23 protein-coding genes and 1 pseudogene are annotated in these 22964 nt (G+C 71.7%); 11 read left to right on the top strand and 13 right to left on the bottom strand.

Annotated features, from left to right (window positions below):
- Window positions 1–47: 47 nt before the first annotated feature.
- From ACTWPW_RS36815 to ACTWPW_RS36795, 5 genes are all read right to left on the bottom strand, one after another.
- The gene (locus ACTWPW_RS36815; RefSeq protein ID WP_443171359.1) at window positions 48–1451 is read right to left on the bottom strand and encodes a sensor histidine kinase; all 1404 of its coding nucleotides are present in this window, start codon (window positions 1449–1451) and stop codon (window positions 48–50) included.
- Window positions 1448–2125 carry a response regulator transcription factor gene (locus tag ACTWPW_RS36810; RefSeq protein ID WP_375117599.1) on the bottom strand — a complete coding sequence of 226 codons (678 nt, stop codon included), beginning with the start codon at window positions 2123–2125 and terminating at the stop codon, window positions 1448–1450. The genes ACTWPW_RS36815 and ACTWPW_RS36810 overlap by 4 nt, the downstream gene beginning before the upstream one ends.
- Before the next feature lie 108 nt (window positions 2126–2233).
- A complete protein-coding gene (locus tag ACTWPW_RS36805) occupies window positions 2234–2782 on the bottom strand; it encodes a hypothetical protein (RefSeq protein WP_443171358.1) in 549 nt (182 codons plus the stop codon).
- A 14-nt stretch (window positions 2783–2796) separates the two neighbouring features.
- On the bottom strand, window positions 2797–3762 hold the full coding sequence (locus ACTWPW_RS36800; protein ID WP_443171357.1) for an NAD(P)H-dependent flavin oxidoreductase: 966 nt from the start codon (window positions 3760–3762) through the stop codon (window positions 2797–2799).
- Window positions 3763–3889: 127 nt separating this feature from the next.
- The gene (locus ACTWPW_RS36795; RefSeq protein WP_375117602.1) at window positions 3890–4369 is read right to left on the bottom strand and encodes a hypothetical protein; all 480 of its coding nucleotides are present in this window, start codon (window positions 4367–4369) and stop codon (window positions 3890–3892) included.
- A gap of 94 nt (window positions 4370–4463) precedes the next feature.
- On the opposite strand from ACTWPW_RS36795, the gene ACTWPW_RS36790 reads away from it, so the two are divergent.
- On the top strand, window positions 4464–5045 hold the full coding sequence (locus tag ACTWPW_RS36790; RefSeq protein WP_443171356.1) for a TetR/AcrR family transcriptional regulator: 582 nt from the start codon (window positions 4464–4466) through the stop codon (window positions 5043–5045).
- A gap of 38 nt (window positions 5046–5083) precedes the next feature.
- Here the strand turns inward: ACTWPW_RS36790 and ACTWPW_RS36785 are convergent, their stop codons facing one another.
- From ACTWPW_RS36785 to ACTWPW_RS36770, 4 genes and pseudogenes are all read right to left on the bottom strand, one after another.
- A complete protein-coding gene (locus tag ACTWPW_RS36785; RefSeq protein ID WP_443171355.1) occupies window positions 5084–5926 on the bottom strand; it encodes an endonuclease/exonuclease/phosphatase family protein in 843 nt (280 codons plus the stop codon).
- A 49-nt stretch (window positions 5927–5975) separates the two neighbouring features.
- Complete coding sequence (locus ACTWPW_RS36780; protein ID WP_443171354.1) at window positions 5976–6158, bottom strand: hypothetical protein; 183 nt, start codon at window positions 6156–6158, stop codon at window positions 5976–5978.
- Between the two features lie 40 nt (window positions 6159–6198).
- Window positions 6199–7196: pseudogene (locus ACTWPW_RS36775) on the bottom strand (IS5 family transposase).
- Entirely contained in the window at window positions 7193–7933 is a 741-nt protein-coding gene (locus tag ACTWPW_RS36770; protein WP_443171353.1) for an MBL fold metallo-hydrolase, read from the bottom strand. The pseudogene ACTWPW_RS36775 and the gene ACTWPW_RS36770 overlap by 4 nt, the downstream one beginning before the upstream one ends.
- 117 nt (window positions 7934–8050) lie before the next feature.
- On the opposite strand from ACTWPW_RS36770, the gene ACTWPW_RS36765 reads away from it, so the two are divergent.
- From ACTWPW_RS36765 to ACTWPW_RS36750, 4 genes are all read left to right on the top strand, one after another.
- Window positions 8051–8656, top strand: a complete 606-nt coding sequence (locus ACTWPW_RS36765) for a TetR/AcrR family transcriptional regulator (protein ID WP_443171352.1) — start codon at window positions 8051–8053, stop codon at window positions 8654–8656.
- Entirely contained in the window at window positions 8653–10002 is a 1350-nt protein-coding gene (locus ACTWPW_RS36760; protein ID WP_443171351.1) for a protoporphyrinogen/coproporphyrinogen oxidase, read from the top strand. Before ACTWPW_RS36765 ends, ACTWPW_RS36760 begins: the two co-directional genes overlap by 4 nt.
- Window positions 10003–10173: 171 nt before the next feature.
- Window positions 10174–10665 (top strand): MarR family winged helix-turn-helix transcriptional regulator, encoded by a 492-nt coding sequence (locus ACTWPW_RS36755; RefSeq protein ID WP_443171350.1) that lies wholly within the window; start codon window positions 10174–10176, stop codon window positions 10663–10665.
- Window positions 10662–11711, top strand: a complete 1050-nt coding sequence (locus ACTWPW_RS36750) for an alpha/beta fold hydrolase (RefSeq protein WP_375117609.1) — start codon at window positions 10662–10664, stop codon at window positions 11709–11711. The genes ACTWPW_RS36755 and ACTWPW_RS36750 overlap by 4 nt, the downstream gene beginning before the upstream one ends.
- Before the next feature lie 24 nt (window positions 11712–11735).
- Here the strand turns inward: ACTWPW_RS36750 and ACTWPW_RS36745 are convergent, their stop codons facing one another.
- Entirely contained in the window at window positions 11736–12524 is a 789-nt protein-coding gene (locus ACTWPW_RS36745; protein ID WP_443171349.1) for an SDR family oxidoreductase, read from the bottom strand.
- Window positions 12525–12566: 42 nt separating this feature from the next.
- On the opposite strand from ACTWPW_RS36745, the gene ACTWPW_RS36740 reads away from it, so the two are divergent.
- Genes ACTWPW_RS36740 through ACTWPW_RS36730 form a run of 3 tightly spaced genes read left to right on the top strand, consistent with a single transcriptional unit; the run spans window position 12567 to window position 14595 of the window.
- Entirely contained in the window at window positions 12567–13196 is a 630-nt protein-coding gene (locus ACTWPW_RS36740; RefSeq protein ID WP_375117611.1) for a TetR/AcrR family transcriptional regulator, read from the top strand.
- 23 nt (window positions 13197–13219) lie between these two features.
- Window positions 13220–14098, top strand: coding sequence for an AraC family transcriptional regulator (locus ACTWPW_RS36735; protein ID WP_375117612.1), 879 nt, complete (start codon window positions 13220–13222; stop codon window positions 14096–14098).
- A 59-nt stretch (window positions 14099–14157) separates the two neighbouring features.
- Window positions 14158–14595 carry an SRPBCC family protein gene (locus ACTWPW_RS36730; protein ID WP_443171348.1) on the top strand — a complete coding sequence of 146 codons (438 nt, stop codon included), beginning with the start codon at window positions 14158–14160 and terminating at the stop codon, window positions 14593–14595.
- A gap of 82 nt (window positions 14596–14677) precedes the next feature.
- Here the strand turns inward: ACTWPW_RS36730 and ACTWPW_RS36725 are convergent, their stop codons facing one another.
- Window positions 14678–15106: an MmcQ/YjbR family DNA-binding protein gene (locus tag ACTWPW_RS36725; RefSeq protein ID WP_375117614.1), complete on the bottom strand. Its 429-nt coding sequence runs from the start codon at window positions 15104–15106 to the stop codon at window positions 14678–14680.
- Window positions 15107–15217: 111 nt separating this feature from the next.
- Here ACTWPW_RS36725 and ACTWPW_RS36720 point away from each other — a divergent pair, with 111 nt between their 5' ends.
- Window positions 15218–15817, top strand: a complete 600-nt coding sequence (locus tag ACTWPW_RS36720) for a TIGR03086 family metal-binding protein (RefSeq protein WP_443171347.1) — start codon at window positions 15218–15220, stop codon at window positions 15815–15817.
- Between the two features lie 288 nt (window positions 15818–16105).
- Here the strand turns inward: ACTWPW_RS36720 and ACTWPW_RS36715 are convergent, their stop codons facing one another.
- A complete protein-coding gene (locus ACTWPW_RS36715) occupies window positions 16106–19255 on the bottom strand; it encodes an amidohydrolase family protein (protein ID WP_443171346.1) in 3150 nt (1049 codons plus the stop codon).
- A gap of 367 nt (window positions 19256–19622) precedes the next feature.
- Between ACTWPW_RS36715 and ACTWPW_RS36710 the strand changes: the two genes are divergently transcribed.
- Complete coding sequence (locus ACTWPW_RS36710; protein WP_375117617.1) at window positions 19623–20282, top strand: hypothetical protein; 660 nt, start codon at window positions 19623–19625, stop codon at window positions 20280–20282.
- 102 nt (window positions 20283–20384) lie between these two features.
- Window positions 20385–22040: an FAD-binding oxidoreductase gene (locus ACTWPW_RS36705; RefSeq protein WP_443171345.1), complete on the top strand. Its 1656-nt coding sequence runs from the start codon at window positions 20385–20387 to the stop codon at window positions 22038–22040.
- Between the two features lie 32 nt (window positions 22041–22072).
- Here the strand turns inward: ACTWPW_RS36705 and hutC are convergent, their stop codons facing one another.
- Window positions 22073–22834, bottom strand: coding sequence for a histidine utilization repressor (gene hutC, locus ACTWPW_RS36700; RefSeq protein WP_375117619.1), 762 nt, complete (start codon window positions 22832–22834; stop codon window positions 22073–22075).
- Between the last annotated feature and the right edge of the window lie 130 nt (window positions 22835–22964).

The following is a 22964-nucleotide window of genomic DNA, read 5'->3' as shown; positions in this document are numbered from 1 at the left end:
TCCGGCGGATGGTGACGCACCTTTCTGGCATCTCTCTGGCAAGCGGGCTACTCCAGCCAGGACCGTACGGCGGGTCGCGCGGGTTCCTGGCCGGTCATGGGCAGGCGTACCTCAGCGCGTGTCCCCGGCCCTTCGAGGCAGGCGCCCAGCGTGGCGATGCCGCCGTGGAGAGCCGCCTGCTGCCTGACCAGCGTGAGCCCGAGCCCGGAGCCTGGGCTGCCGGAGCGGCGGCGGAAGCGGGCGAACATCGCGTCGCGCTGCTCCGGCGCGATGCCGGAGCCCGTGTCCTGGACGGCGAGGGTGATCTCCTCCCCCGCATCCAGGATCACGGTGATCGCGGCGCGGCCGGAGGCGTCGGCGCCGTGGACCGCGGCGTTGTCGAGGAGGTTGTCGACGATCAGGCGCAGCCCCTCCGCCCAGCCGTGTACCCGGGCGCGCTCAGCCGTGCGGGCGCTGATCGTGGCGTGGGGGTGGCGGCGCCTGGCGTCCTCGACCGCCTCCTCGACGATCGCCGCCAGGTCGGTCTCGGCGAAGGAGGTGGCGTCGAGCAGCTCGCCTCGTGCGAGGCGGCTGAGCATCGTGATCAGGCGCTGGATGCGCCCGTGTTCGGCGACCAGGTCAGCGACGATCTCGGCGCGGTCCGCGGGGCCGAGCTCGGGGTGGTCCAGGAGGGTGAGGTTGGTGCCCATGCTGGTGAGCGGCGTGCGCAGCTCGTGCGCGGCGGTGGCCGTGAAGGCGCGCGAGGTCTCCAGGGCCTCGCCCGTGCGGGTCACGGCCGCGTCGCGCCGGTCGAGGAGGTCGTTGAGGAGGCGGGCCAGCTCGTCGATCTCGGCGACGCCGGCCGTGGTCGCCAGGCGTGTCTCCGTACGGGCGGGTGTGTCGATCGCCCGAGCCTGACCGCCCAGCCGCGACAGCGGCCGGACCGCGAATCTGCCGAGGACCAGACCCGCGACCACGCCCACGACGGCGGCGGCCAGCGTGACGGACACCAGCCGGTGGGCCAGCAGCGCGATCTGGTCGCTGAGGCGCTCGTGCGGCTCGAACAGGATCAGTCGCGCGTCCCCCTGCCGCCCCAGTCCGACGGCCGCGAACCGCCAATGCCGCGCCCCTTCGGCGTGGTCGCCGGGACCGGCACCGGACGGCAGCCTGTCCGGCACATCCCCGATGACCAGGAGTTTCTCCCCGTCGACCGCGACGCACACCCCTCCCGCGCCCGCAGCCGCGGCCAGCCGCTGCTGGAGGAAGTCGGGTGGTACGGCAGGCAGCACGCGAGCCCGCCACGCGAACGACCCCGCCATCGGGCTGAGCGCCTTGAGCTGCGACGTGAGCTGTTCGTCACGCTGGTCGCGCAGGTCCCGCGCGACCAGCCCCAGCACGACCAGCCCGGCCAGCGCGACCAGCAGCGGGATGGCGACCGCCAAGCAGAGCGCGAAACGCGTGGACAGCTTCATGGCTCTCGCAGCACGAACCCCACGCCGCGCACTGTGTGCAGCATGCGCGGCTCGCCGCCCGCCTCCAGCTTGCGCCGCAGGTAGCCGACGAACGTGTCCACCGCGTTGTCGGTCACCTCGAAGTCGTAGCCCCAGACGCGCTCCAGCAGCACGGGCCGGGACAGCACGACGCCGGCGTTCCTGGTCAGCACCTCCAGCAGGTCGAACTCCCGCCTCGTCACCTCCACCTCGCGGCCTCGCAACGTGACCCGGCGCGCGTCCGGCTCGACGACCAGCGGCCCGACCCGTACCGCCGTGCCCGGGGCGCGTCCGGCGCGGCGCAACAGGGCGCGCAGGCGCAGGACCAGTTCGCCCAGGTCGAAGGGCTTGACGACGTAGTCGTCGGCCCCCGCCGCCAGCCCGGCCCTGCGGTCGGCCACCTCCTCCATGGCCGACAGCATCAGCACCGGCACCTGCGACCCTGACTCACGTAATCGGCTGCACACCTCGATACCCGACATTTCCGGCATGGATACGTCGAGGATGATCGCGTCGGGCCGCCCGGCCGCCCGCTCCAGCGCCTGCCGCCCCGATTCCGCGGTGTCCACGGCGAAACCCTCCAGCCGCAGGCCACGGCGGAGCGAGCGCAGGATGGCCGGATCGTCGTCCACGGCCAGGATCCGATACGCCGTCATCGCCGCAGTTTATGCGGGTCAGACCCGCTGCGGTGCCGATCGCCCTGCCATGACTGCGGCGCCGATCGCCCTGCCGCGACTGCGGCGCCGAGCCCCAGATGGTCATCGTCACCGCGGCCCTGGCCCGGATGAGCCCCCCAGGGCGGCGATGAAGGGTTCGCGGACGCGGGGGTCGCAGTGGGCCTCCTCCAAGGCTCGCTTGTCCGCGTCGGGGTCGGACCCGGCCGCGTGGTCGGTGCCCCGCCCGCACGCGACCTGCATCGAGCCGGCTCCGTCCCAGCCCGGGCCGGACGGAAAGGTGACGTCGATGACGACCCGGTTCCCGTTCAGGTCGATGGTCAGGTACCGGTGCACGTCCCACAAGCCTTCCTCGGGCACCGCGGCGGCTGCGGCCGGGCCGAAGCGGCGGGCGGCGTCCGCGGGCGTGCACCGGTAGACGCGATGGACCAGCCGCGGTTCCGTGTGCGGCCAGTGCTCCGCCAGGAGGGCTGCCAGCAGCGCATGCTTCGTCGAGCACGTCCCTCGCCATTCGGCGAGCGCCCCTTGCGCGCTTCGTTCCGTGGGACGCCCGTAGGGCATCGAGCGCACCGCCTCCACGACCTCCGCCAGGGAAGCGTTCTCCGACAGGCCTGCCCTCGCTGTCAGCGATCGCAGCACGGGGTGATCGCCGGTCAGCACCTTCCGGCCCTGGCCAGGGCGTCCTCGGCCTGCGTGACCAAGGCGGTGACGAGGCCCCGTGCTGAAGGCAGGTCGGTGATGAGGTCGATGGCCTCGCCGGCCCAGACCGGTAGCGGGGGTATGGCGCCTCGCGCCACGTCGTTCTGGTACTCCTGTCTGGCCTGGGAATCGTCGGCGAGCTCCGCCTCGCGGCCGCGCCATCGGTCAAGGTAGGGGTGGCCGAGGGTACGGGCGGGGTACTGCGACGGCCATCGGGAGCCGCGCGCGATGTCCAGCACGGTGCTGCGCTCGGTGTCCTCCCCCCGTCCTTCGACGATCGCCTCGGCGATCGCGGGGTCGACCAGAGCCTCGACGGTGGCCTGGAAGCGGCTGCCGATCAGGGCTCCGGCCGCGCCCAAGGCCAGGGCCGCGGCCAGACCGCGGCCATCGGCGATCCCGCCGGCCGCCAGCACCGGCACCGGATCCGCGAGATCCACCACGACGGGTACGAACGGCAACGTGGACCGCCCGCACCGGGCGCCATGGCCACCCGCTTCGGTGCCCTGCGCCACGATGACATCGGCGCCCAGGTCCACGGCCCGCCGCGCCTCCTCCACGTCGGTGACCTGAATGATCAAGGCGGCGCCCGCGTGACGGATGGGCTCCACGTACGGGCTCGGGTCGCCGAAGGACAGCATGACCGCCCGGGGGGCGTACTCCAGCGCGCGCTTCACCGCATCGACCTCGATCGCCCATGTCAGGAAACCGACACCCCACGGTCGATCGGTACTCGAAGCGACGATCGACACCTCCCGGTCCAGCCACGCCCGGTCCCCGTTCCCGGCACCCAGCATCCCGAGCCCGCCGCCCCGCGAGACGGCCGCCGCCAGCGCACCGCCGGCCGAGCCGCCCATCGGCGCCAGCGCGATCGGATGCCGCACCCCGAACAACTTCGTGAACCGCGTCGACAACACCTTCACCACTCATCTCCGACTTCGAGGGACAGGACCTCAGGCAGCGCCAACCGGCCCGCCGCGTCCGGCTGTGCCCCGCCCGCCGAAACGGCCACCACCGGACCGGCCCCCGTGACCGGTTCGGCGGCCACCGTCATCGGGACGCTCGAATCCTCGCCGCGGCGTCGCGGAGCAGTCCGGGGATCAGCCGGCGGTGGATGACGGACAACGGGGGCCACCAGCCATGGCCCAGGAGCCCGTCGTAGTGCAGAAAGGTCCCCAGCGACACCCGGCCATCGGCTGTCTGCACGAGGAAGTTGCCGCCCAGGAACCAGGAAGCGGCCTCGAGCCGGATCCAATCCTCGCCACGTTCGCCGATCCGCCATCCGCCCACGGTGGCCGGCGACCGTCCCCGGCTGAGCCGGAGGCCGAGGAGACCTCGCCAGATCAGCACTTCCGCGACGCTGGGAACGTCGCCGAACATCGCCCGAGCCCACTCCTCCGGTGTCGCGTTCACGTCCGCGGAGAGGGTGAATCGGTCGGCGTAGTCGATGCCGGGCAACGAGGTGAGCGCGCGGACGGGTTCGGGGATGTTGCGCGTCCCCACCGCACTGACGACAGAGCCGACGGACATCCCACTGCCTCCGTTCACCTATACGATGCCGTATAAAACCAGGCTAGCCCATTTATACGGTGGCGTATATAGGGGAGGTGGGGTGAGACACATCATGGGAGCGACTCGCACGCCGCGTGACAGGTGGATCGAGGAGGGCCTACGGGCGCTGGCCGCCGGCGGCCCCGATGCCGTCCGCGTGGAGGTGCTGGCGAAGCGGCTCGGCGTCACGAAAGGCGGGTTCTACGGGTCCTTCGCCGACCGCGACGCGCTGCTGGAGGCCATGCTGGACGCCTGGGAGCGGGAGAGCATCGACGAGGTGATCGACCGCGTCGAGCGCGAGGGCGGCGATCCGCGGACCAAGATCCAGCGCGCGGGCGTGCTCACCTTCTCCAGCGACCGCCTGCTCCCGATCGACCTCGCGATCCGGGACTGGGCCCGGCGCGACGAGGCGGTCGCCGCGCGCCTGCGACGAGTGGACAACCGGCGCATGGCACTGCTGCGCCAGATGATCGGCACCTTCTGCTCCGACGCCGACGAGGTCGAGGCCCGCAGCCTGCTCGCCTTCTGCGTAGCGATCGGCGAGCACTTCCTCGCCGCCGACCACGGCGACCGCACCCGGGCACAGGTCCTCGCCCGCGCCACCGACCTGCTGTTCGACCGCCTCCCGCAGGAGTTCGCCCCGGACCCTGACTGACCTTGGGATCCGCGCGGTGATCAGCACCGTAGGCGAGATCACCCTTCGCCCGGCCGTGTGGCCAGGTCGGCGAGCACGGCAGCATGGTCGGAGGGCCACACGCCGTCGACGGGGCGATCACCCGCACGGCGTACGGAGCGGACGTGGCCGAGGCCGCCGGGGCCCGGCGGGCCGACGTGAATGTAGTCGATGCGCCCGGGCGGTTCACATGTGCGCCTGGCGTAGGGGTTGATGGGGTCCCACGTGACCGCGGGCGCGGCGGGGTCGGCGTACTCCCACACGTCCAGCAGGACCTGGCCGGGGACGGTGGGGGCGGTTCTGTAACCGGCCAGCAGCCGCATCTCGTCGGAGTCCGGCAGGGCGTTGTAGTCGCCGGTGACCACGGCGGGAAAGACCGTGCGGCCCTGCTGGGCGGCGACGAACCGGGCCAAGGCGGTGACCTGGGCGCACCGGACCGCCGATTCGTGCGGGGCGGAGTTGAGGTGGGTGGTGAAGAAGGCGACCGGATGGACGGGAGCGTTCACCAGGGCGTACAAGGCCTGGTGGCCATCGTCGCGGCCGCCCGCGGTGGGCAGCCGAAGCGTCGCGCGGTCGGTGATCGGCCACCTGCTGAGGATGGCGTCGCCGACGTCGGCCGTCGCGTCGCCGAGCCGTTCCCGCCAGCGGCCGGGCCGGTCCGAGGCCGCCCAGGTCCAGTGCATGCCAAGCCGGTCGGCGAGCCATTCGGCCAGGTTCTCGCCGGCGTCCGCCCAGACTTCTTGCAGGCCGATGAGGTCGCAACCGGCATTCTCCAGGGTGGCCGCGATCGCCTGCCGCCGAGCTTGCCAGGGGCCGAATCGCCACCACACGTTCCAGGTCAGTATCCGGATCAAACTGCTCATCTCCGTGCGTTCGCTTCGGTCAGCGCACCCTTGCCGGTGGTGAGGTCGATCATGGGCATGACAGGTCCTCCGTGGGGTTCTGGTCGTAGCGCGCCAGCTCGACCGGGTCGTGGGCACAGAACACCTCAAGCCGAGGCGGGTGCGAGGCGTGAAGTTCGCGCAGCCGGATCTGGTTGGCGCGCCGGGCCGGACCGTCGACCTGCACGAGATTTTCGAACAGGCGCAGCCCCACGGGGCAACGTGGGCGGACTAGGGCGTGTATTGGGTTGTGATCAAGGGGTGGGTCGTGTGAGGTCTTTGATCCAAATCATCGCGCCACGAAGGTGGAGGCCGGCGATGTAGCTCTCAGGGGTCTTGTCGTAGCGGGTGGCGATGCCTCGCCAGGCCTTCAGCTTGTTGATCAGACGCTCGACGGTGTTGCGATCCTTGTAGACCTCTGCGTCGTGGCTGACCGGCCGGCCGCCCCTGCCACCCTTGTTCTTCCGGTTGGCGACCTGGTCCTTCTTCTCCGGGATGACGGCTTTGATGTGGCGTTTGCGGAGGTAGGCGCGGTTGCCGCGGGAGGAGTAGGCCTTGTCCGCGGCGACCCGGTCAGGCCTGGTACGCGGACGGCCGATGGGCCCGCGGATGCGTACCTTGTTGAGCACGGGGATGAACTGCGGGCTATCGGCGGCCTGTCCCGCGGTCAGCACGAACGCCAGCGGACGGCACCTGCGATCGGCGGCGAGGTGGACCTTGCTGGTCTGCCCGCCCCTCGATCGTCCGAGCAGGGCGGCCTTCAACCGGAGCTTGCGCCGGCACCGGATGCGCCGTCGTTCTTCCCTCTCGGGGTCCTCTGCGCTGCTCTGCCCGTCTCCTTCCGAGCCGCCCCCTTTTGCCGGGCCTTCTCCTCCTCGGCGGCCTTCTCCAGGGCGGTGACGACATCTGGGTCGAGGTGCATCCCGGCAGCGTCGTGGTGAGCCCGCGCGGTGGTGGAGTCCACGCTGACCAGGGACAAGTCCACCTCGCCCCGCTTTGCGGCTTCCGCGATCATGCCCTCCAGCAGAGCTTCGAAGACACCGGCGTCCCTCCACTGCCGGAAGCGGTTGTGGACTGTCGACCAGGCACCGAACTCCACCGGCATCTCCCGCCACTGCCCGCCCGTCCGGAACCGCCAGATCACGCCCTCGAACTGCTGCCGCAGCCGCTCGGGGTACGGGCCGAACCCACCGATCGGCAGGTAGGGCTCGATGAACTCCCACTCCACATCCGTCAATTGCACTCGCGTCACGCAAAACGATCTACCGGATCGGACCCCGAAACGAGGGCGGATCCCGCAGATTGATCACAACCAAATACACGCCCTAAATCGATCTCGCCGTGGAAGAAGTAGGCGTCCCCGGCGTGCAGCAGCCAGGTCTCACCCATGTCGACCGCGACGCCGGAGTGCCCGCGGCTGTGCCCGGCGAGGGGGATCAGCAGGATCTCCGGAGGCAGGCCGGTGAGCCGGCGTACCGCCGTGAAGCCGAACCAGTCCTCGCCCCCGATCTCGTCGTAGGTCTCCCAGGCCGGCCCGTGCGCCCACTGGTTCGGCCGGTAGCGGCGCCGCTCACCGCTGGTCGGGCGGAGCATGGCCGCCTCGTGCTCGCGGGCGTGCAGGTGCACCGTGGCCCACGGGAAGTCGCTGATCCCGCCGGTGTGATCGGGGTCGAGGTGAGTGAGCACGATGTGCCGCACGTCGGCCGGTTGGTAGCCGAGCCGGGTCACCTGGCGCACCGCCGTCTCGCGGGGGTCGAACGCGGGCCGGGTGAACCGGAGGAACCGCGTGCCCAGTGACCCGACCGGGTCTTGGAGATCGCTCGTGCCGAATCCGGTGTCGATCAGGACCAGCCCCTGGTCGGTCTCCACCAGCAGGCAGTGGCAGACCAGGGTCGCCGCCGCGAACAGGCCGCCCGTCCCGTTGGTCAGGCGTCGGCCGGCGGGATGCATCGTGCCGCAGTTGAGGTGGTGTACCCGCATGGCTCCCATGGGTGCATCATGAAGCTATTAAGTACTTACTAACAACATTCTGCAGAGTGACATAGACCTCAATGAAAGGCCGGTGGCGCTGCTGTTAGTAAGTGGTTACTGTGTGATGATGTGGCTATGAAAGCGCGACACAGCACCGCGAACCAACGACGCGCGGAGGCCATCGCGGCCGGCATGCGGGTCTTCGCCGACCACGGGCTGACGACCTCGTCGATCCAACAGGTCGCCGACGAGATCGGGGTGTCGCAGCCGTACGTCTTCCGGTTGTTCGGCAGCAAGCAAGCACTCTTCCTGGCCTGCCTCGACGAGCTGGAACGACAGGTACGGGAGGTCTTCCGGCAGGCCGCGGCGACCTCCCCGGACGATCCGCTGCCCGCGATGCGCACCGGCTTCCGGAGGATGCTCACCGACGGAGTCATCACCGGCCTGTGGTTGCAGGCATGCGCCACCGCCCGCAGGGACGAGACGGTGGCAGCGCGCTGCCGCGCCGTCATCTCCGGCGTCCTGGCGGAAGCCGCACGACTGACGGACGCAGGGACGGACGGCCTGGCGCGCAACCTCGCCGACGGCGCGCTCGTGGTGATGCTGCAGGCGCTCGGGGTGGACCTCACCGCAGGAAGCCGGGCCGCCATCGACACCCTGCGCGTCGAGGACGACGATCTCGTGAACCGGCTCCCGCCGCCGGCCGGACCAGCGGGACGGGCCGAAGGCGCGCACGGATGACCGGCGATACCGGACGGGTGGTCGTGGTGGGTGCCGGCATCGCCGGGCTGACGGCCGCCCACCGGCTCGCCGGCGCCGGGATCGAGGTGACCGTGCTCGAAGCCGAACGCCGGCCGGGTGGCCGGATGTCCACGCTGGACCTGGACGCGGGGCCGATGGAGTGTGGCGCGCAGTTCCTGTCCACCGGGTACGCCGTCATCCCTGACCTGCTGGCGGCCTCCGGCCTCGCCGGCCAGGTGGTGCCGGTGTCCGGGCGAACGGCGATCCTCACCGGCGGCCGGCTGCGGGGCTTCGCCACCGACCGCCCCGCGTCGCTGCTCAGCGGCGGCGTGCTGCGAGCCCGGGACATCCCCCCGGCCGTCCGCGGTGCGATGCGGACCCGGCGACTGGCCGACCGGCGCCTCGAGGACCTGGGACACTGGGCCGACCTCGACGGCCTCGACGGTCACGCGTGGGCCGTGGCCCACTTCGGCAGGGGGCTGACCGACCGGCTGCTCGCCCCGACCGTACTGGGCCTGTACTTCCTCGACCTGGCCGGAACCGGCGCCGCCCTCGCCGCTTCGCTGACGGGCTTCACCGCGCGCCGCGCCCGGGCCATGACCGTGCGCGGCGGCCTCGGCCGCCTGACGTCGGCCTTGGCGTCCGGCCTGGACGTCGAGTACGGCGTGCGGGTGGAACGGGTGGCGCGCGACGACGGCGCCGGCGCCGTCCTGGACACCTCCCGGGGACGGTTGCGCGTCCCCGCCGTCGTCCTGGCCACCCCGGCACGCCCGACCGCGGCGATCCTCGCCGCCCCAACCCCACGAGAACGGTCCGTCCTGGCCGTGCCCTACAGCCCTGGGCTGCTGGTCGGACTGGCTCTGCGCGAACCGCTCTCCCCCGAGGAACTCGGCGGCGCCTACGGCATCCTCGCCGACCCGCACGAGGCGAGCGCGCCGGCCGCGGTCGCGGTGTTGTCCCGGGCGGACTCCAGCACCTCCGGCGGTGACGTGCTCACGGTGATGCTTCGCCCGTCCGCCGCCAGAGCTTTGCGAGCCGCCGCCGACCCCATGGTCCGCGGCGCCGCGGTCGACGCCCTCGCACCCCTGTTGCCGGGGCTGGCCGGCCGGGTCACCGACGCTCGCGTCGTCCGGTGGGACCAGGCCATGCCCTCGGTCCCGGTCGGACACACGCGGGCGGTGACCGCGTACCGCGCCGGGGTGAGCCCAGCGGACGCGGTGCTGCTGGCCGGCGACTACCTCGGCTTCCCCTGGACCGACTCGGCGGCCTTCAACGGCCGGTGGGCCGCCGACCGGCTGCTCGCCCACGGCGCTCCCCGCGGGCAGACCACCCGGCATCCGATCTGACCGGCCCGTCACCTGGCCGGCCTCGCCCGTGGCACGCACGCCTGGCAGTGGCCGCGGGCCGCGGGCCGCGGTCGCCCGCCTGCGTGCCTGCCCGCCTGCTGTCCAGCCGCGACTGTCGGCGGTGTGGAGGCATGGAGCAGAATACTCAACGCGATGTAGACTATCTTCCCTATGGAGAGTAAAGATGGTCGTGATCTCGACGTAGCACGGCTCGCGGGACAGTTGCGCGGCCTGGTCCTGCAGCAGCAGGACGCCTGGCTGGAACTCGACCTCACGATGCCGCAACTGCGTGCCCTGTTCGCCGTCCGGCGGCGATCCGGTTGCACGGTGTCGGAGCTGGCCGAGAGCCTCGGACAGCGACTCGCGGCGGCCTCCGCCCTGGCGAACCGGCTGGTCCGCGCCGGGCTGCTGCGGCACGTGCCCGACCAGGAGGATCGCCGGCGGGTCCGGTTGGAACTCACCGACGACGCCGAGCAGATGCTGAGCGCGGTGGACCGGAGGTCGACGGACAGGTTCGCCGCGATCCTGGGCCGGATGAGCCCGCAGGGACGCGACGCGCTGACCACTGCCCTGCTGGAACTGATTGAGCTCATGTCGTCCGGGACCCCGCAGAGCCCGGCAGCCACCGCCACTCCAGGCCGTACCGACGAGGAGCGACCATGAACACGCAGCAGTACCGCAACCCCTACGAGGACCAGTCCGGGACGATCGGCATCCGAGCCGTCCGGGACGCCGGCTTCCACGAGCGCCAGTTCGACACCGGGACTCTGCGGATCAACTACGTCGAGGGTCCGGACACGGGTCCCCCGCTGGTCCTGGTGCCGGCGCAGACCGGGACCTGGGAAAGCTACCAGCGGGTCCTGCGGCCGCTGTCACGCCGGTGGCGGGTCTACGCGGTCGACGTACGTGGCCACGGCAAGTCGACCTGGACCCCCGGCGCCTACTCGTGGCGGCACCTCGGCGCGGACATGACCGCCTTCCTGACCGAGGTCGTACGGGCCCCGGCCGTCATCTCCGGCAACTCCTCCGGCGGGCTGGTCGCACTCTGGTGCGCGGCCAACATCCCCGATCGGGTCGCCGCCGTGATCCTTGAGGATGCCCCGGTCTTCTCGGCCGAGATGCCCCGCTTCCGCGACCGCGATCGCTACGTGTACCAGGGACTGCGACACCTCGTGGAAACCCTCGGAAACCTGCGCGACCGCGACCTGGCCGACTACCTTCGCGGCCTGACCCTGCCGGTTTCCGAGACGCGCGAGCGAAGCGTCCCGGACTGGTTCGTATCGTTCCTGTCCAGACGCATCCGGGCCTTCCAGACCCGCCATCCCGGCCGGCCGGTGGACATCCGCTTCTTTCCCCGGAACCTACGCCTCCTGTTCAAGTCGCTGTCCATGTTCGACCCGGACTTCGCGCGGGCCTTCGTCGACGGCCGCTTCTACGACGGGCTCGACCACGCCGACGCCCTCTCCCGCGTCTCCTGCCCGCTGTTGGTGCTCCACGCCGACTGGCGCCGCCTGCCCGCGCACGGTCTCATCGGCGCGATGGACGACGACGACGCGACCCGGATCAAGCAGTTGGTGCCGCACAGCCAGTACAGGAAGATTCACGCCAACCACGTGATCCACATGTTCAGACCACGCCAATTCGTGGACGCGGTCGAGACCTTCCTGTTGGATACGACTCCTGCGGAGGACGGTGCTCGACGCGCCTAGAGAAGACCAGGTCAAGTCAAGGGATCAGGCGCGTGGTCCGAGGAACAGGCCGCCGCTGGCGTCGATGACCTGGCCGGTGATCCAGCGGGCGGCGTCGGAGGCGAGGAACGCGACGACGTCGGCCACGTCGTCGGCCTCCCCCAGGCGGTTGAGCGCCGTCGACCCGGCGATGAGTTCGGCCAGGCCCGGCGCTTCGAAGGCCGGTCCGTTGGTGGCGGTCCGGGTGGCGCCGGGAGCGACCGCGTTCACCGTGATCCCGCGGGCCCCGAGCTCGTTGGCCAGGGTCATGCTCATCGTCTCGACCGCGCCCTTCGTCATGGCGAACGAGGTCTGGGCGGGGTTGGCCATGCGGGTGGCCACGGACGAGATCGTGACGATGCGCCCACCGTCGCGGAGCAGCGGCAACGCTCGCTGGACGATGAAGTACGGCGCCCGTACGTTGACCGCGAAGAGGTGGTCGAACTCCGCCCGCGTCGTGGCTCCGAGCGGGCCGGCGGGCGGGGCCGCCGCGTTGTTGACCAGGATGTCGAGCGGCCGCCCGGCCAGGCCGGCCTCGACTCCCGTGAACAGCGTCTCGACGTCGCCGTCCACGCCCAGCTCCGCCCCGACGGCGAACGCGGCGCCACCGGCACGTTCGATCTCGCCGACCGTGGCCGTCGCGCCGTCCTTGTCCGTGCCGAAGTGCACGATGACCGTCACCCCCTTCGCCGCCAGCCGGACCGCGATCGCCCGCCCGATGCCGCGCGACGCTCCGGTCACCAGGGCCGTCCTGCCGGTCAGGTCGCTCATGCCCACCACCATTCTGTTAGTCACTACCGAATTGGTAATCTATATCAATGCGGTAGTGTCTACCACATGCCCGATCAACACTCAACGTTGCGAGCGCAGCGGCGAACCGAGACGCAGCGCACGATCCAGCTGCACGCCGTGCGGCTGTTCACCGAGCGCGGTTACGACGCCACGACCATGACCGACGTCGCCGAAGCCGCGGGCGTGTCCCCCATGACCGTCTACCGGCACTTCCCCACGAAGGAGGACCTGGTGCTGGTCGACCAGCACGCCCGGCTCGTCGCCGAGCGGATCGTCGCCTCGTCCGCCGAGCAGCCCCTGGTCCGCCGCATCGGCAGCGCGCTCATCGACTCAGCCGCGACGCTGACCGGTGACGGCCAGGGGGACGACCCGGCGGGTAAGCAGTTCCTGCTCGCCCGCCTGCGGCTGATGATCTCGACCCCGGCCTTGCGGGCCAGGCACCTGGACAACCAGTACGCCCTTCAGCAGGCGATCGCCGACGCCCTCGGGGGCGATGCCACCGACCCCGGCACGGCGTTCCGCGTCCAGGTGGCGGCCAGCGCCTGCCTGGCCGCCCTGCACACGGCGCTGATGCGCTGGGCCGAGGACGACGGGCGGACCGACCTGCCCGGCCTGATCGCGAAGGCACTGGCCGCCGCCTTCGGCGATGACATCCGCGGCGGCGCCACCGCCTGAGAGTCCCCGGCTAGATTCGCAGGGTGTTCGACTCGCCCGGCTTCGATCTGGCGCCCTATGCCGAGTTCGACACACCGGCGTACGTGCGGCACACGTACAACAGCTGGGACGAGTCGGATTGGCGAGCATTGCTCGTGCAGAGCTTCACCCATGCGCCCGAGGCCGAGCACCTTCCGCTCCCCGCGGTGTCCGACCTGCATCTCGTGCTCTGTGTCGCCGGGAACGCGGACATACGGATGCGCGCCGGCGGCAAACCCGTCCGGCGTCGCTGGGTCCCGGGGCATCTGGAGCTCATGGTCCCCGGCCGCGCCGCCGCGCTCAGCTACCGGGCGGCGTCCGGGTTGAGCACCGTCCAGGTGCACATCCCCTCGCCGACCGTCCGGCAGGCCGCCGGAGCGCTGGGCGGTCCCGAGCCCGACTTCGAGGCGCTGTCCGCCGCCCTGATGGCGGGAGACCCGGTGGTCGAACAGCTTCTGCGCTCGCTGCCGGGCACCAGCGGCCTCAGCGACCTGTACGCGGAGTCCGCCGCGGCGTTCCTCGCCACGCACCTGCTGACCCGCGGCAGGAACGAGCGCCTGCCCGGTCCCGAGCACGCCGCCGTCCGGGCGGCCGTCGCCATCATGCGGGAGCGCCTGGCGGAGCCTCTGACGCTGGCCACCGTCGCCGCCGAGGTCCACCTGAGCGTGTACCACTTCGTCCGCGTCTTCCGGGAGGCCACCGGCGAGACACCACACCGGTACCTCACCCGGTTGCGGATCGAGCGGGCGCGGCGGCTGCTGTCCACCAGTTCCCTCAGCATCGAGCAGATCGCCGGGCGGTGCGGGTTCGGCAGTCCGGGAGCGCTGTCGTCGGCATTCCTGCGGCAGACCGGCGTCCGGCCCTCGGCGTACCGCAAGAACTGATCGATCCTCGGCAATCGCGCGCATGTCCCTGGTGGGCGGCGGTGCCTACGTTGGGGCACATGCCGTACTCCTATGACGTGACCGCGCGCTCGCAGGCTGCTCCCGATGCCGTCTTCGCGGCGCTCACCCATGCGGCCACCTGGCCGTTGTGGTCGCCGATCGACTCCGCCGACGTCGAGGACGGCGACCCCGGGGACCGGCAGCAGGTCGGCGACACCAGGATCTTCCGCACCGGCCGCAACGTCGCCCGGGAGCGGATCGTCGAACTGGTCACCGACCGGCGGTTCGTCTACGACACCCTGGGAGGGCCCTTCCGCTCCTACCGCGGGACCATCGATCTCGCGCCGGCACCCGGAGGGGGCACCGACATCTCCTGGTACGCCACCTTCGACCCCAAGCTGCCGCTCTCGGGTGGCTTCTGGCGGTGGTACCTGACCCGTTTCATGCAGCGTATGGCCGACGGTCTCGCCGCGTACGCGAACGGCGGAACCGTGTGATCGGCCTCTCCCATGGCGAGGGCGGAACCGTGTGACCAGCCCCTCATGACGACGGCGCGGCCCGGGGCGGGCAGCGCCCACGTCACCGCGGCGGATGTGCGCGGAGCCAGGCTGTCGCCCTGCGCGCCGACGCGCGGGACAGCCACGCGTCCTGGACCACCTCGGCCAGCTCGTCGCGGGTGAGCTCGCCGATCCGGCTCGCCCGCAGCAGCACCGACGGGTGACCGTCGAAGTGCGGGGTGGTGAAGAACGGGGATGTCTCGTCCTGCACCAGCGCCTGCTTGTCCGCCTGGGACTCGACCCAGAAAACGATCACGTCCGCATAGCGCTCACCGGTGTCCGGGTCGGCCGCGTCCGGCCGTGGGTTGCGGAAGAAGACGAACGACTTCCCGCCCACCTGGTAGATCGGATTGTCGCCGGTCCCGTGCTCGACGGTCACGTGCGGCATGGCCGATGCCAGCTCGTGCACGTCCTCGACGCGGGCGGCCCGGTTTCCGTCATCGTCGATCACAGCACCCAGCGTAGGCGGCGTCACGCGGGGGAAATTGTCGGAGCCGTCGATTACTTTTCCGATCCTGAGGAGTCTCCACGGTGGAGCGATGCCCTACGGAGAGGAACCACCATGTCCAAGATCGATCTGGAGTCCGCGGCCCGCGAGGTGGTGCGCCTGCTGGACGGCGTGACCGACGATCGGCTGGGCGATCCGACGCCGTGCGCCGGCACCCCGGTCGCCGGACTGCTCGACCACATCATGGGCCTGTCGCTGGCGTTCACGTGGGCGGCCCGCAAGACCACCCCGTCCGAGGCCGGGTCGGGGCAGGGCGCGGCGGGTGCCGCGCAGCTCGATCCGGAGTGGCGCACGCTGCTCCCGAAGCGGCTCGATGAGCTGGTGGAGTCCTGGCGCGACCCGAAGGCCTGGGAGGGGATGACCGAGGCCGGCGGCGTGACGATGCCCGCCGCGCAGATCGCCGTGGTCGCCCTGGACGAGCTGGTCCTGCACGGCTGGGACCTGGCCCGCGCGACCGGCCAGCCGTTCACGTGCAGCCCGGCCGACACCGCGGCCGTCCTGGAGTTCACCACGGCGGCCGCCGCACCGGAGCAGGCGGCCGGGCGGGAAGGGCTCTTCGGACCGGTGGTCGAGGTCCCCGAGGACGCACCACCGTTCGACCGCGCGCTCGGCCTCGCCGGTCGCGACCCCGGATGGACCCCCAAGTCGGCGTGACCACCCGGGCGACGGCCGGTTCGGGCGGTCGGGGATGGTTTGCCTAGGATCGGAGGTCGATCTGCCGGATCCGGAGGGGCAGGGGCCGAGGGTGGAGCTGACCGGCGAGCTGGCGGAGTCCGACTGGGAGTATAGATCGGAAGGACGGGAAAGACGGGAAGGCCGCTCCCGCCGCACAGACCGGAACGACCGGAAAGGCCGCTCCCGCCGCATGCACCTGCGCCGCGACGCGGCGGCCCACCGGGCCGCCGCGTCGCCCGGCTCCTGCCGGTCCCGCCGCGGCGCGCCTCAGTGGTCGTGGCAGCAGGACGTACGGGCTCTCCCCAGCTCGTCCGGGTTGTTCCACCAATGGCCCGCGGTGCTCGGGTGGACGGGGACACGGGCCTTGACCCTGCCGGAAGGGGCGGGGGCGGGCTGGTCGGTGGTGGTGGCGGACGGGTAGGGCGCGAGGAGCTGCTCGACGGTGTGGTGCCTCCCGCCGACGACGACGGCGGTGACGTTCGCGGCATCCTCGATGCGGGACAGCGGATCGCCGTCGACGATGGCCAGGTCGGCGTACATGCCTCTGGCGATCCTGCCCAGCGGCTGGCCGAGGTGGGTGCCGGTCGTGCTGGTGGCGGCGGTGAGCGCCTCCCGCGGGGTCAGGCCGTACCTGACCATGGCGCGCAGGTTCATGTGCAGGCTGACCCCGAGGTGATCGATGGGTGCGTCGGTGCCGACGGTGACGACGCCGCCGCCGCGGATCATCGCCGCCAGCTGCGCGACCTGGTTGGCCAGGTTCGTGAGGGTCACCTTGATCACCGCCGGGTCGGCGTTCTGCGCCGAGGCGACCGTTGCCCTCAGCTGCGCCATCCGCCAGTTCGGGTAGAGCCGGCGGACCCGTTCGTCGCCGGCCAGCGAGGCGTCGTCCCGGTAGAGGGCGGTGGAGTTGAACAGGGTGGGGGTTCTGGCCATCTTCGAGGCGTTGAACATGGCGATGACGTCCGAATAGGCGGAGCCGACGTTCGTGACGGTGCGTGAATACCCGAACCGGCTGGTGGCGCCGATGTGCTCGGTCTGGTCGCCGCCCATGGCGATCGCCGGGTAGTGGTAGTGCGAGCTGACCGGCTTGCCGTGGCGGTGGGCCCAGTCGATGACCTCCTTGTGCCAGGCGACCGGCAGCCGTACGTAGCACTTCATCAGGTCGTAGTCGAGGCCGGCGGCCCGCTCGAGCTCCAGCCGCAACTGGTCGTGGGAGAACGTCGGCCGCATGAAGTTGTAGTAGACGCGGGCCCCGTCGATGGCCTCGCCGGTGCCCAGGTAACGCGGCGCGAGCCGGGCGCCGGACTGCACCGACTCGCGTTCCTCGACCATGTGGTACGCGGGCGAGCCGGGCGAGCGGGTCGTGGTGACGCCGAGGGCGAGCCACAGTGGGCCCTGCCGCGAGCCGTAGGCGTAGCCCTGCATCTCCCGATGGTGGTGGATGTCGATCAGGCCGGGCATGACGAACCTGTCTCTGGCGTCGACCAGGGTGCCGCGCCGTCCTTCCCGGTGCGGCTCGACCGCGGCGATGCGCTGGCCTCGTACGATGATGTCGACGTCACGGGCGACGGTCGCGGAGACGCCGTCCCACATGTGCCCGGCGTGGATCACGACCTGGTCGGGGCCGGTGTCGTTGCGCCAGGTCAGCCGGACCGGGATGGAGCGGGCGGACCCGCCGCCGACGCGTACGCTGCGCAGCCGCCCGCCGCTCAGATAGACCAGGGAGTCACCCGCCCAGGCCGGGGCGTCGGACACCTCCCGGGTGACCTGACGGGCGCGCCCGGTGGGCCGCCCGGCCCGGTCCACCGGCAGGACCCACAGGAGCGACTCCATGGCGAAGGCGAGCATGGTGCCGTCCGGCGACCAGACAGGCCCGTCGTCACCACGGGTCTGCAAGGACCGGTGCGGCGCGGGGTCGACGTACGTGCCGGCGCCGGTGGCGCGGTCGACGAGCAGGATCTTGGACAGCCCCTCGCGGTAACGGCGCGAGTACGGCACGACCGCCGCCAGCGCGATCGTCCTGCCGTCGGGTGACCACGTCGGCCTGCCCGGTTCGAAGGTGGCGTCGAAGACTTTCTGCAGGTCGCCGGTGGCGACGTCCAGCACCCACAGAGCGCCGTCCTGGTCCAGGTAGGCGATCTCCGTCCCGTCAGGCGACCACCGGACCGACAGGGCGGCGGAGTCGGTCAGGTGGGTCAGCTGCCGGTCGGTGCCCGTGCCCAGGTCACGAACCCAGATGTTCAGGGTGCCGGTGCGGTCGGTGACGAAGGCCAGCCGCCGCCCGTCCGGGGAGAAGTCCGGGTCGGCCTTCCACCACCGGTCACGGAACAGCGGCCGAGGGGTGTCGCCGATGCGCATCAGGTAGATGTCGTTGAGCGCGCGGAACGCGACGGTGGACCCGTCCGGCGACACCACCGGGCTGCCGATCCCGACGACGGGGAACGACCCGGGCGCGTCGAACACGCGGACCTTCTTCTCGTACTTCGGCGTGGTCGTGGTCAGCGCGGCGGTGAAACCGACGGTGCCGGCGGAGGCGGAGCCGAGGCGGCGGGTCCGGATGGTGCCGGCGGAGGTGTAGAAGTAGCGCCCGTCAGGCGCGAACCGGGCCCGGAACGGGAAGACCTCCTCGCCGGTGACGAGCGTGCCCGCGGTGCCGGCCAGGTCGTTCCTGCCCGCGTGGAAGAGATGGTAGGCGAGGTCTGTCCCGTTCGGCAGCCAGGACGGCTGGTGGATGACCTGGCCGGCGGGGACCGTGACCGCGGTGTCGCGCGCGCCGGTGGCGACGTCGATGACGTCGATCCTGGTGTCGGCGACGACGAAGGCGAGCTTGGTCCCGTCGGGTGACCAGGCCGGCTCGTACTCCTCGCTGGAGGTGTCCGCCAGGACGCGGGTCGCTCCGGTGGCGACGTCGAGCAGGTGGATCCCGTAGCTGCCGCCGGCGTCGGACGAGTAGGCGATGGTGCGCCCGTCGGGGCTGTACCGGGGCTCGCGGTGATCGTACGGGCCGGTGGTGAGCTGCTTGATCGCGGACCCGTCGGGGCGGATCGTCCACAGGTTGAAGACGCCGTCGCGGTACGACTGGAACACGATGGCGGACCCGTCCGGGGACCAGTCGGGCTGGGCGATGTCGTACAGGTCGCTGGTGAGCCGGCGGGCGGTGCCACCGGAGGCGGAGCAGACCCACAGAACGCCGAGCAGGTCGAGGGCCAGCCGGCGGCCGTCGGGCGAGGGCGCGACGGCGAAGCCGGTGCCGGACGTGACGGACGCCCGGCCCCTGCCGCCCGCTGCGCCGGCCCGCGCCGGTGACGCGGTGACCGGGGTGATCGCGGCGGCGAGGGCGGCACCGGCGCCGCCCGTCAGGACGGCCCGGCGGGAGATCGATGCGAATGCGTCAGGAGGAATCGGGGGGCGCGACATCGGGGATTTCCCTCCACTGGTTCACGCTTCGGCCTGGAAGATCATCCGGCGTGGCCACCGTGACGGACCGGGTGCGGGCCGGGCGCAGGGCCGCCGGACCGGGTGCGGGCCGGCGCGGGGCCGCTCGCCTGTGCTGCGCGCATGCCGCGAGGGCGCCGCGGGATGTCGTCGCGGACTCGGATCCGAGCCGGACGCGATCAACAGGAGATCGCGCCCTGACGCGGATCTTCGCATAGGGCGTTAATACGTTGGTCAAGATGATTGGTCAAGGGGCCCGGAGCCGGTGCGGCGCAGGAGGCAGCCGGCCGACGGCGCCCCTTCCCGCCGGCCCTTGACAGGAGCGTCGCCCGCGGGGGAGAGAGGACGCATGAAGGACGACGACCCCGCAGCACTCATGACCGCGCTCACCACCGAACATTTCGTCCTGCAAACCGCGGCCTCCACCGCCACCAGCGAGGAATCCTCGCGGGCCACCCTCTACGTGATGGCCCTGTCCAGCTCGCTGGTCGCGATGGGCTTCACCGCCCGGACCAGCGCCTTCACCCCCCTTGCCGCCACCGTCCTGCCCGTCGTGTTCGTCCTCGGGCTGTTCACCACTGTCCGCCTCGTCGACACCGGCCTGCAGAACATGCACCTGCGCAGCGCCATCGCCCGCATCCGCGCCTACTACCGCGGGCTCAGCCCGCAGGCGCCGCGCTACATCCTCATGTGGGACGACCAGGCCGGCGAGGCCGCCGAAGCGATGGCCGACCTCGTCCCGGTGCCGCGACACGACAGGCTCGTCGGCCTGTTCACCATCGCCAGCATGGTCGCGGCCATCAACAGCGTCGTCGCCGGAGCCGGCACCGCCCTGCTCGCCTCGGTGCTCGGGGGCGCCGTCCCGCTCGCCGTCGTGCTCGGCCTCGGCGCGGCCGCGCTCCACTTCGGCCTGTTCTACGCCTACCAGCGCCGCCGTTACCGCATCCGCCTGGAGCGCTGGAACCACCTCACCCGCCCCCGGCCAGGTGAAGAGCCGCGGTGTACCTAGGTCCACCCCTGCCGTACGGCTGCCTGCATTGTCCCGCCATATCCCCACTTCTAGCGTCGTGGGTGCATGTTTTGGACTCACACCAGGGGATCGAGGATCAGCATGAGCGAGATCACACGTCGCGGGCTCCTCGGCGGGGCGGCGGCGGTCGGCGGGGCGACCGTGGCGTCCGTGGCGTCCGTGGCGTCCGGGCTCACGCCGGCCGTGGGCACCGCGTGGGCCGCTCCGGCCGACGCGGGAGCCCCGGAGTTCGGCCCGGTGATCGTACGACGCGGCGACCCCCGTTACGAGGACCTGGCGGTACGCCGGACGAACCAGCGCTTCCGCGCCGAGCCCGACTACTTCTGCGTCCCCGGCTCCACGGAGCAGGTCGTGGCCGCCGTCAACGAGGCGGTCCGCGCCGGCCGGCGTGTCACCGTGCGGAGCGGCGGCCACTGCTACGAGAACTTCGTGGGCGACGGCACGCAGGTGGTGATCGACCTGTGCGAGCTGTCGGAGGTGTACTACGACGAGCGGCGCCGCGCGTTCGCCATCGAGGCCGGGGCCACGCTCATGCAGGCCTACCGCACGCTCTACTTCGGCTGGGGCGTCACCATTCCCGGCGGCCAGTGCGGGGGCGTGGCCGCCGGGGGCCACATCGCGGGCGGCGGGTACGGGCCGCTGTCCCGGCGCGACGGGCTGACCGTCGACTACCTGGACGCGGTCGAGGTCGTGGTGGTCGACCGTACCGGCCGGGCCCGCGCGGTGGTCGCGACCAGGAACCCGGCCGACCCGAACCACGACCTGTGGTGGGCGCACACCGGTGGCGGCGGCGGGAACTTCGGCATCGTGACCCGCTACTGGCTGCGCGATCCCGGCGCCCGCGACGACGACCCGGCCGAGCTGCTTCCCCGGCCGCCCGCCACCGTCCTGTCGGGCGTGGCCGTCTGGTCCTGGAACGGCATGACCCAGGAGTCGTTCCGCCGGCTGCTGGGCAACTACGCCGGGTGGCACGAGCGCAACAGCTCCCCGGGCAGCCCGCACGCCTCCCTGTGGGGCTCCCTGCTGGTGCCCGGCCGCCAGACCGGCGCCGATCCGGGCGGGATCATCCTGCCGGCGCAGATCGACGCGGACGTGCCCGGCGCCGAGCGGCTCCTGCGTGAGCACTTCGCCGCCGTGGCCGAGGGGGTCACGCCCGAGGTCTTCGTGCCGCCGCTGGAGCGTGACCCGTGGTTCCAGGCCGTTCGTACGCTGTCGCTGGGCGCGGAGTCGGAGAGCGGCCGGTACAAGGGCAAGTCGGCCTACCTGCGCAAGGCGTTGACCGACGAGCAGGCGGACGTGGCGTACGAGGCTCTGACCACCGGCGGGGAGATCTCCTCGACCGGCCTGCTCTGGCTCCTGTCGTACGGGGGGCAGGTGAACCGGGTCAGGCCGGAGGCGACCGCGACCGTGGAGCGCCAGTCGGTGCTCAAGATGATCCACCTGGTGAGCTGGCCGGAGGACCAGGACGGAGCGGCGCACCTGGAGTGGGTACGGCGGCTGCACCAGCGGACGTTCGCGGCCACGGGCGGGGTGCCGGTGCCGGGCGGCAACTGCGGCGGCGCGTACGTCAACTACCCGGACACCGACCACGCCGACCCGCGGTGGAACACCTCCGGCGTACCCTGGTCGACGATCTACTACGGGGCGAACTACGCGCGGCTGCAGCGGGTGAAGGCGCGCTGGGACCCGCGCGACGTCTTCCGTCACGCGCTGTCGGTGCGCGCCCAGGGTTCCTGACAGCACCGTCAACGGGTGCCGGTGGCGAGCGCTCAGTCGGCGCCGAAGGAGCCTTCGAGCCGGTGGCGGGAGCCCGGGTGGAGGAGGCGGGCCGAGCTCACCAGGACGTCGTGGGACCAGGTGCGGCGGCGGACGAGCAGGCACGGCTCGTGGCGGGCGATGCGCAGCAGGCGGCGCTCAGTGGGGTCGGCCAGCACCGCCTCGACGATGTGCTCGCCGCGGGTGAGCGGGGCCACCTCGTTCAGGTAGGCGTGCGGGGTCTGCCGGGTGAAGTCGCGCTCCAGGTAGTGGGGGACGGCGGCGGGGTTGACCAGGCGATCCTCGAGCTGGATGGGCGTGTCGTCCTCGAAGTGCACGATGAGCGAGCGGAACACGGTCGGCCCCGCCACGGCGCGCAGCGCCGGGTCGGCCACCTCGGAGGGCTCCTCGCGCACGTGGACGACCTCGGTGCGGTGCCGGTGCCCGTGCCGGCGCACGTCGTCGGCGATGTTCCTGACCTGCAGCAGCGCCGAGGCGGCCTTGGGAGTGGCGACGAACGTGCCCACCCCGGCCCGCCGCACGATGAGGCCCTCGTGGGTCAGCTCGCGCAGCGCCCGGTTGATCGTCATGCGGGACAGGCCGAGCGCGCTGACGAGCTGGTGCTCCGACGGGAGCTGCTGGCCGTCCGACCACCGCCCGGACCGTACGCCGGCCGCGATGAGGTTCTTGACCCGTTCGTACGCCGGCGCCGAGGCGGGGCCGACCTGCTGGAACTGGGCGGCGAGTTCGGCCTCGACCACCGTGATGGGCACCATGGCCTGGCGATCCTCGGGGTAGGGGGACGGCGGGACGGAGGAGGTCTCCGGGCCGATGGCCCGAAGTTTATCTTCCCCTCAGGGTAGCGAGCTGTATATACAGGACTGTACATTTCCTCCAACCCCTGAT

The organism is Nonomuraea sp. KM90, assembly GCF_052246675.1.
In the GTDB taxonomy this organism is placed as follows: domain Bacteria; phylum Actinomycetota; class Actinomycetes; order Streptosporangiales; family Streptosporangiaceae; genus Nonomuraea.
Note: the sequence above shows the minus strand (reverse complement) of the source record. Positions and strands in the feature narration are given on the sequence as shown.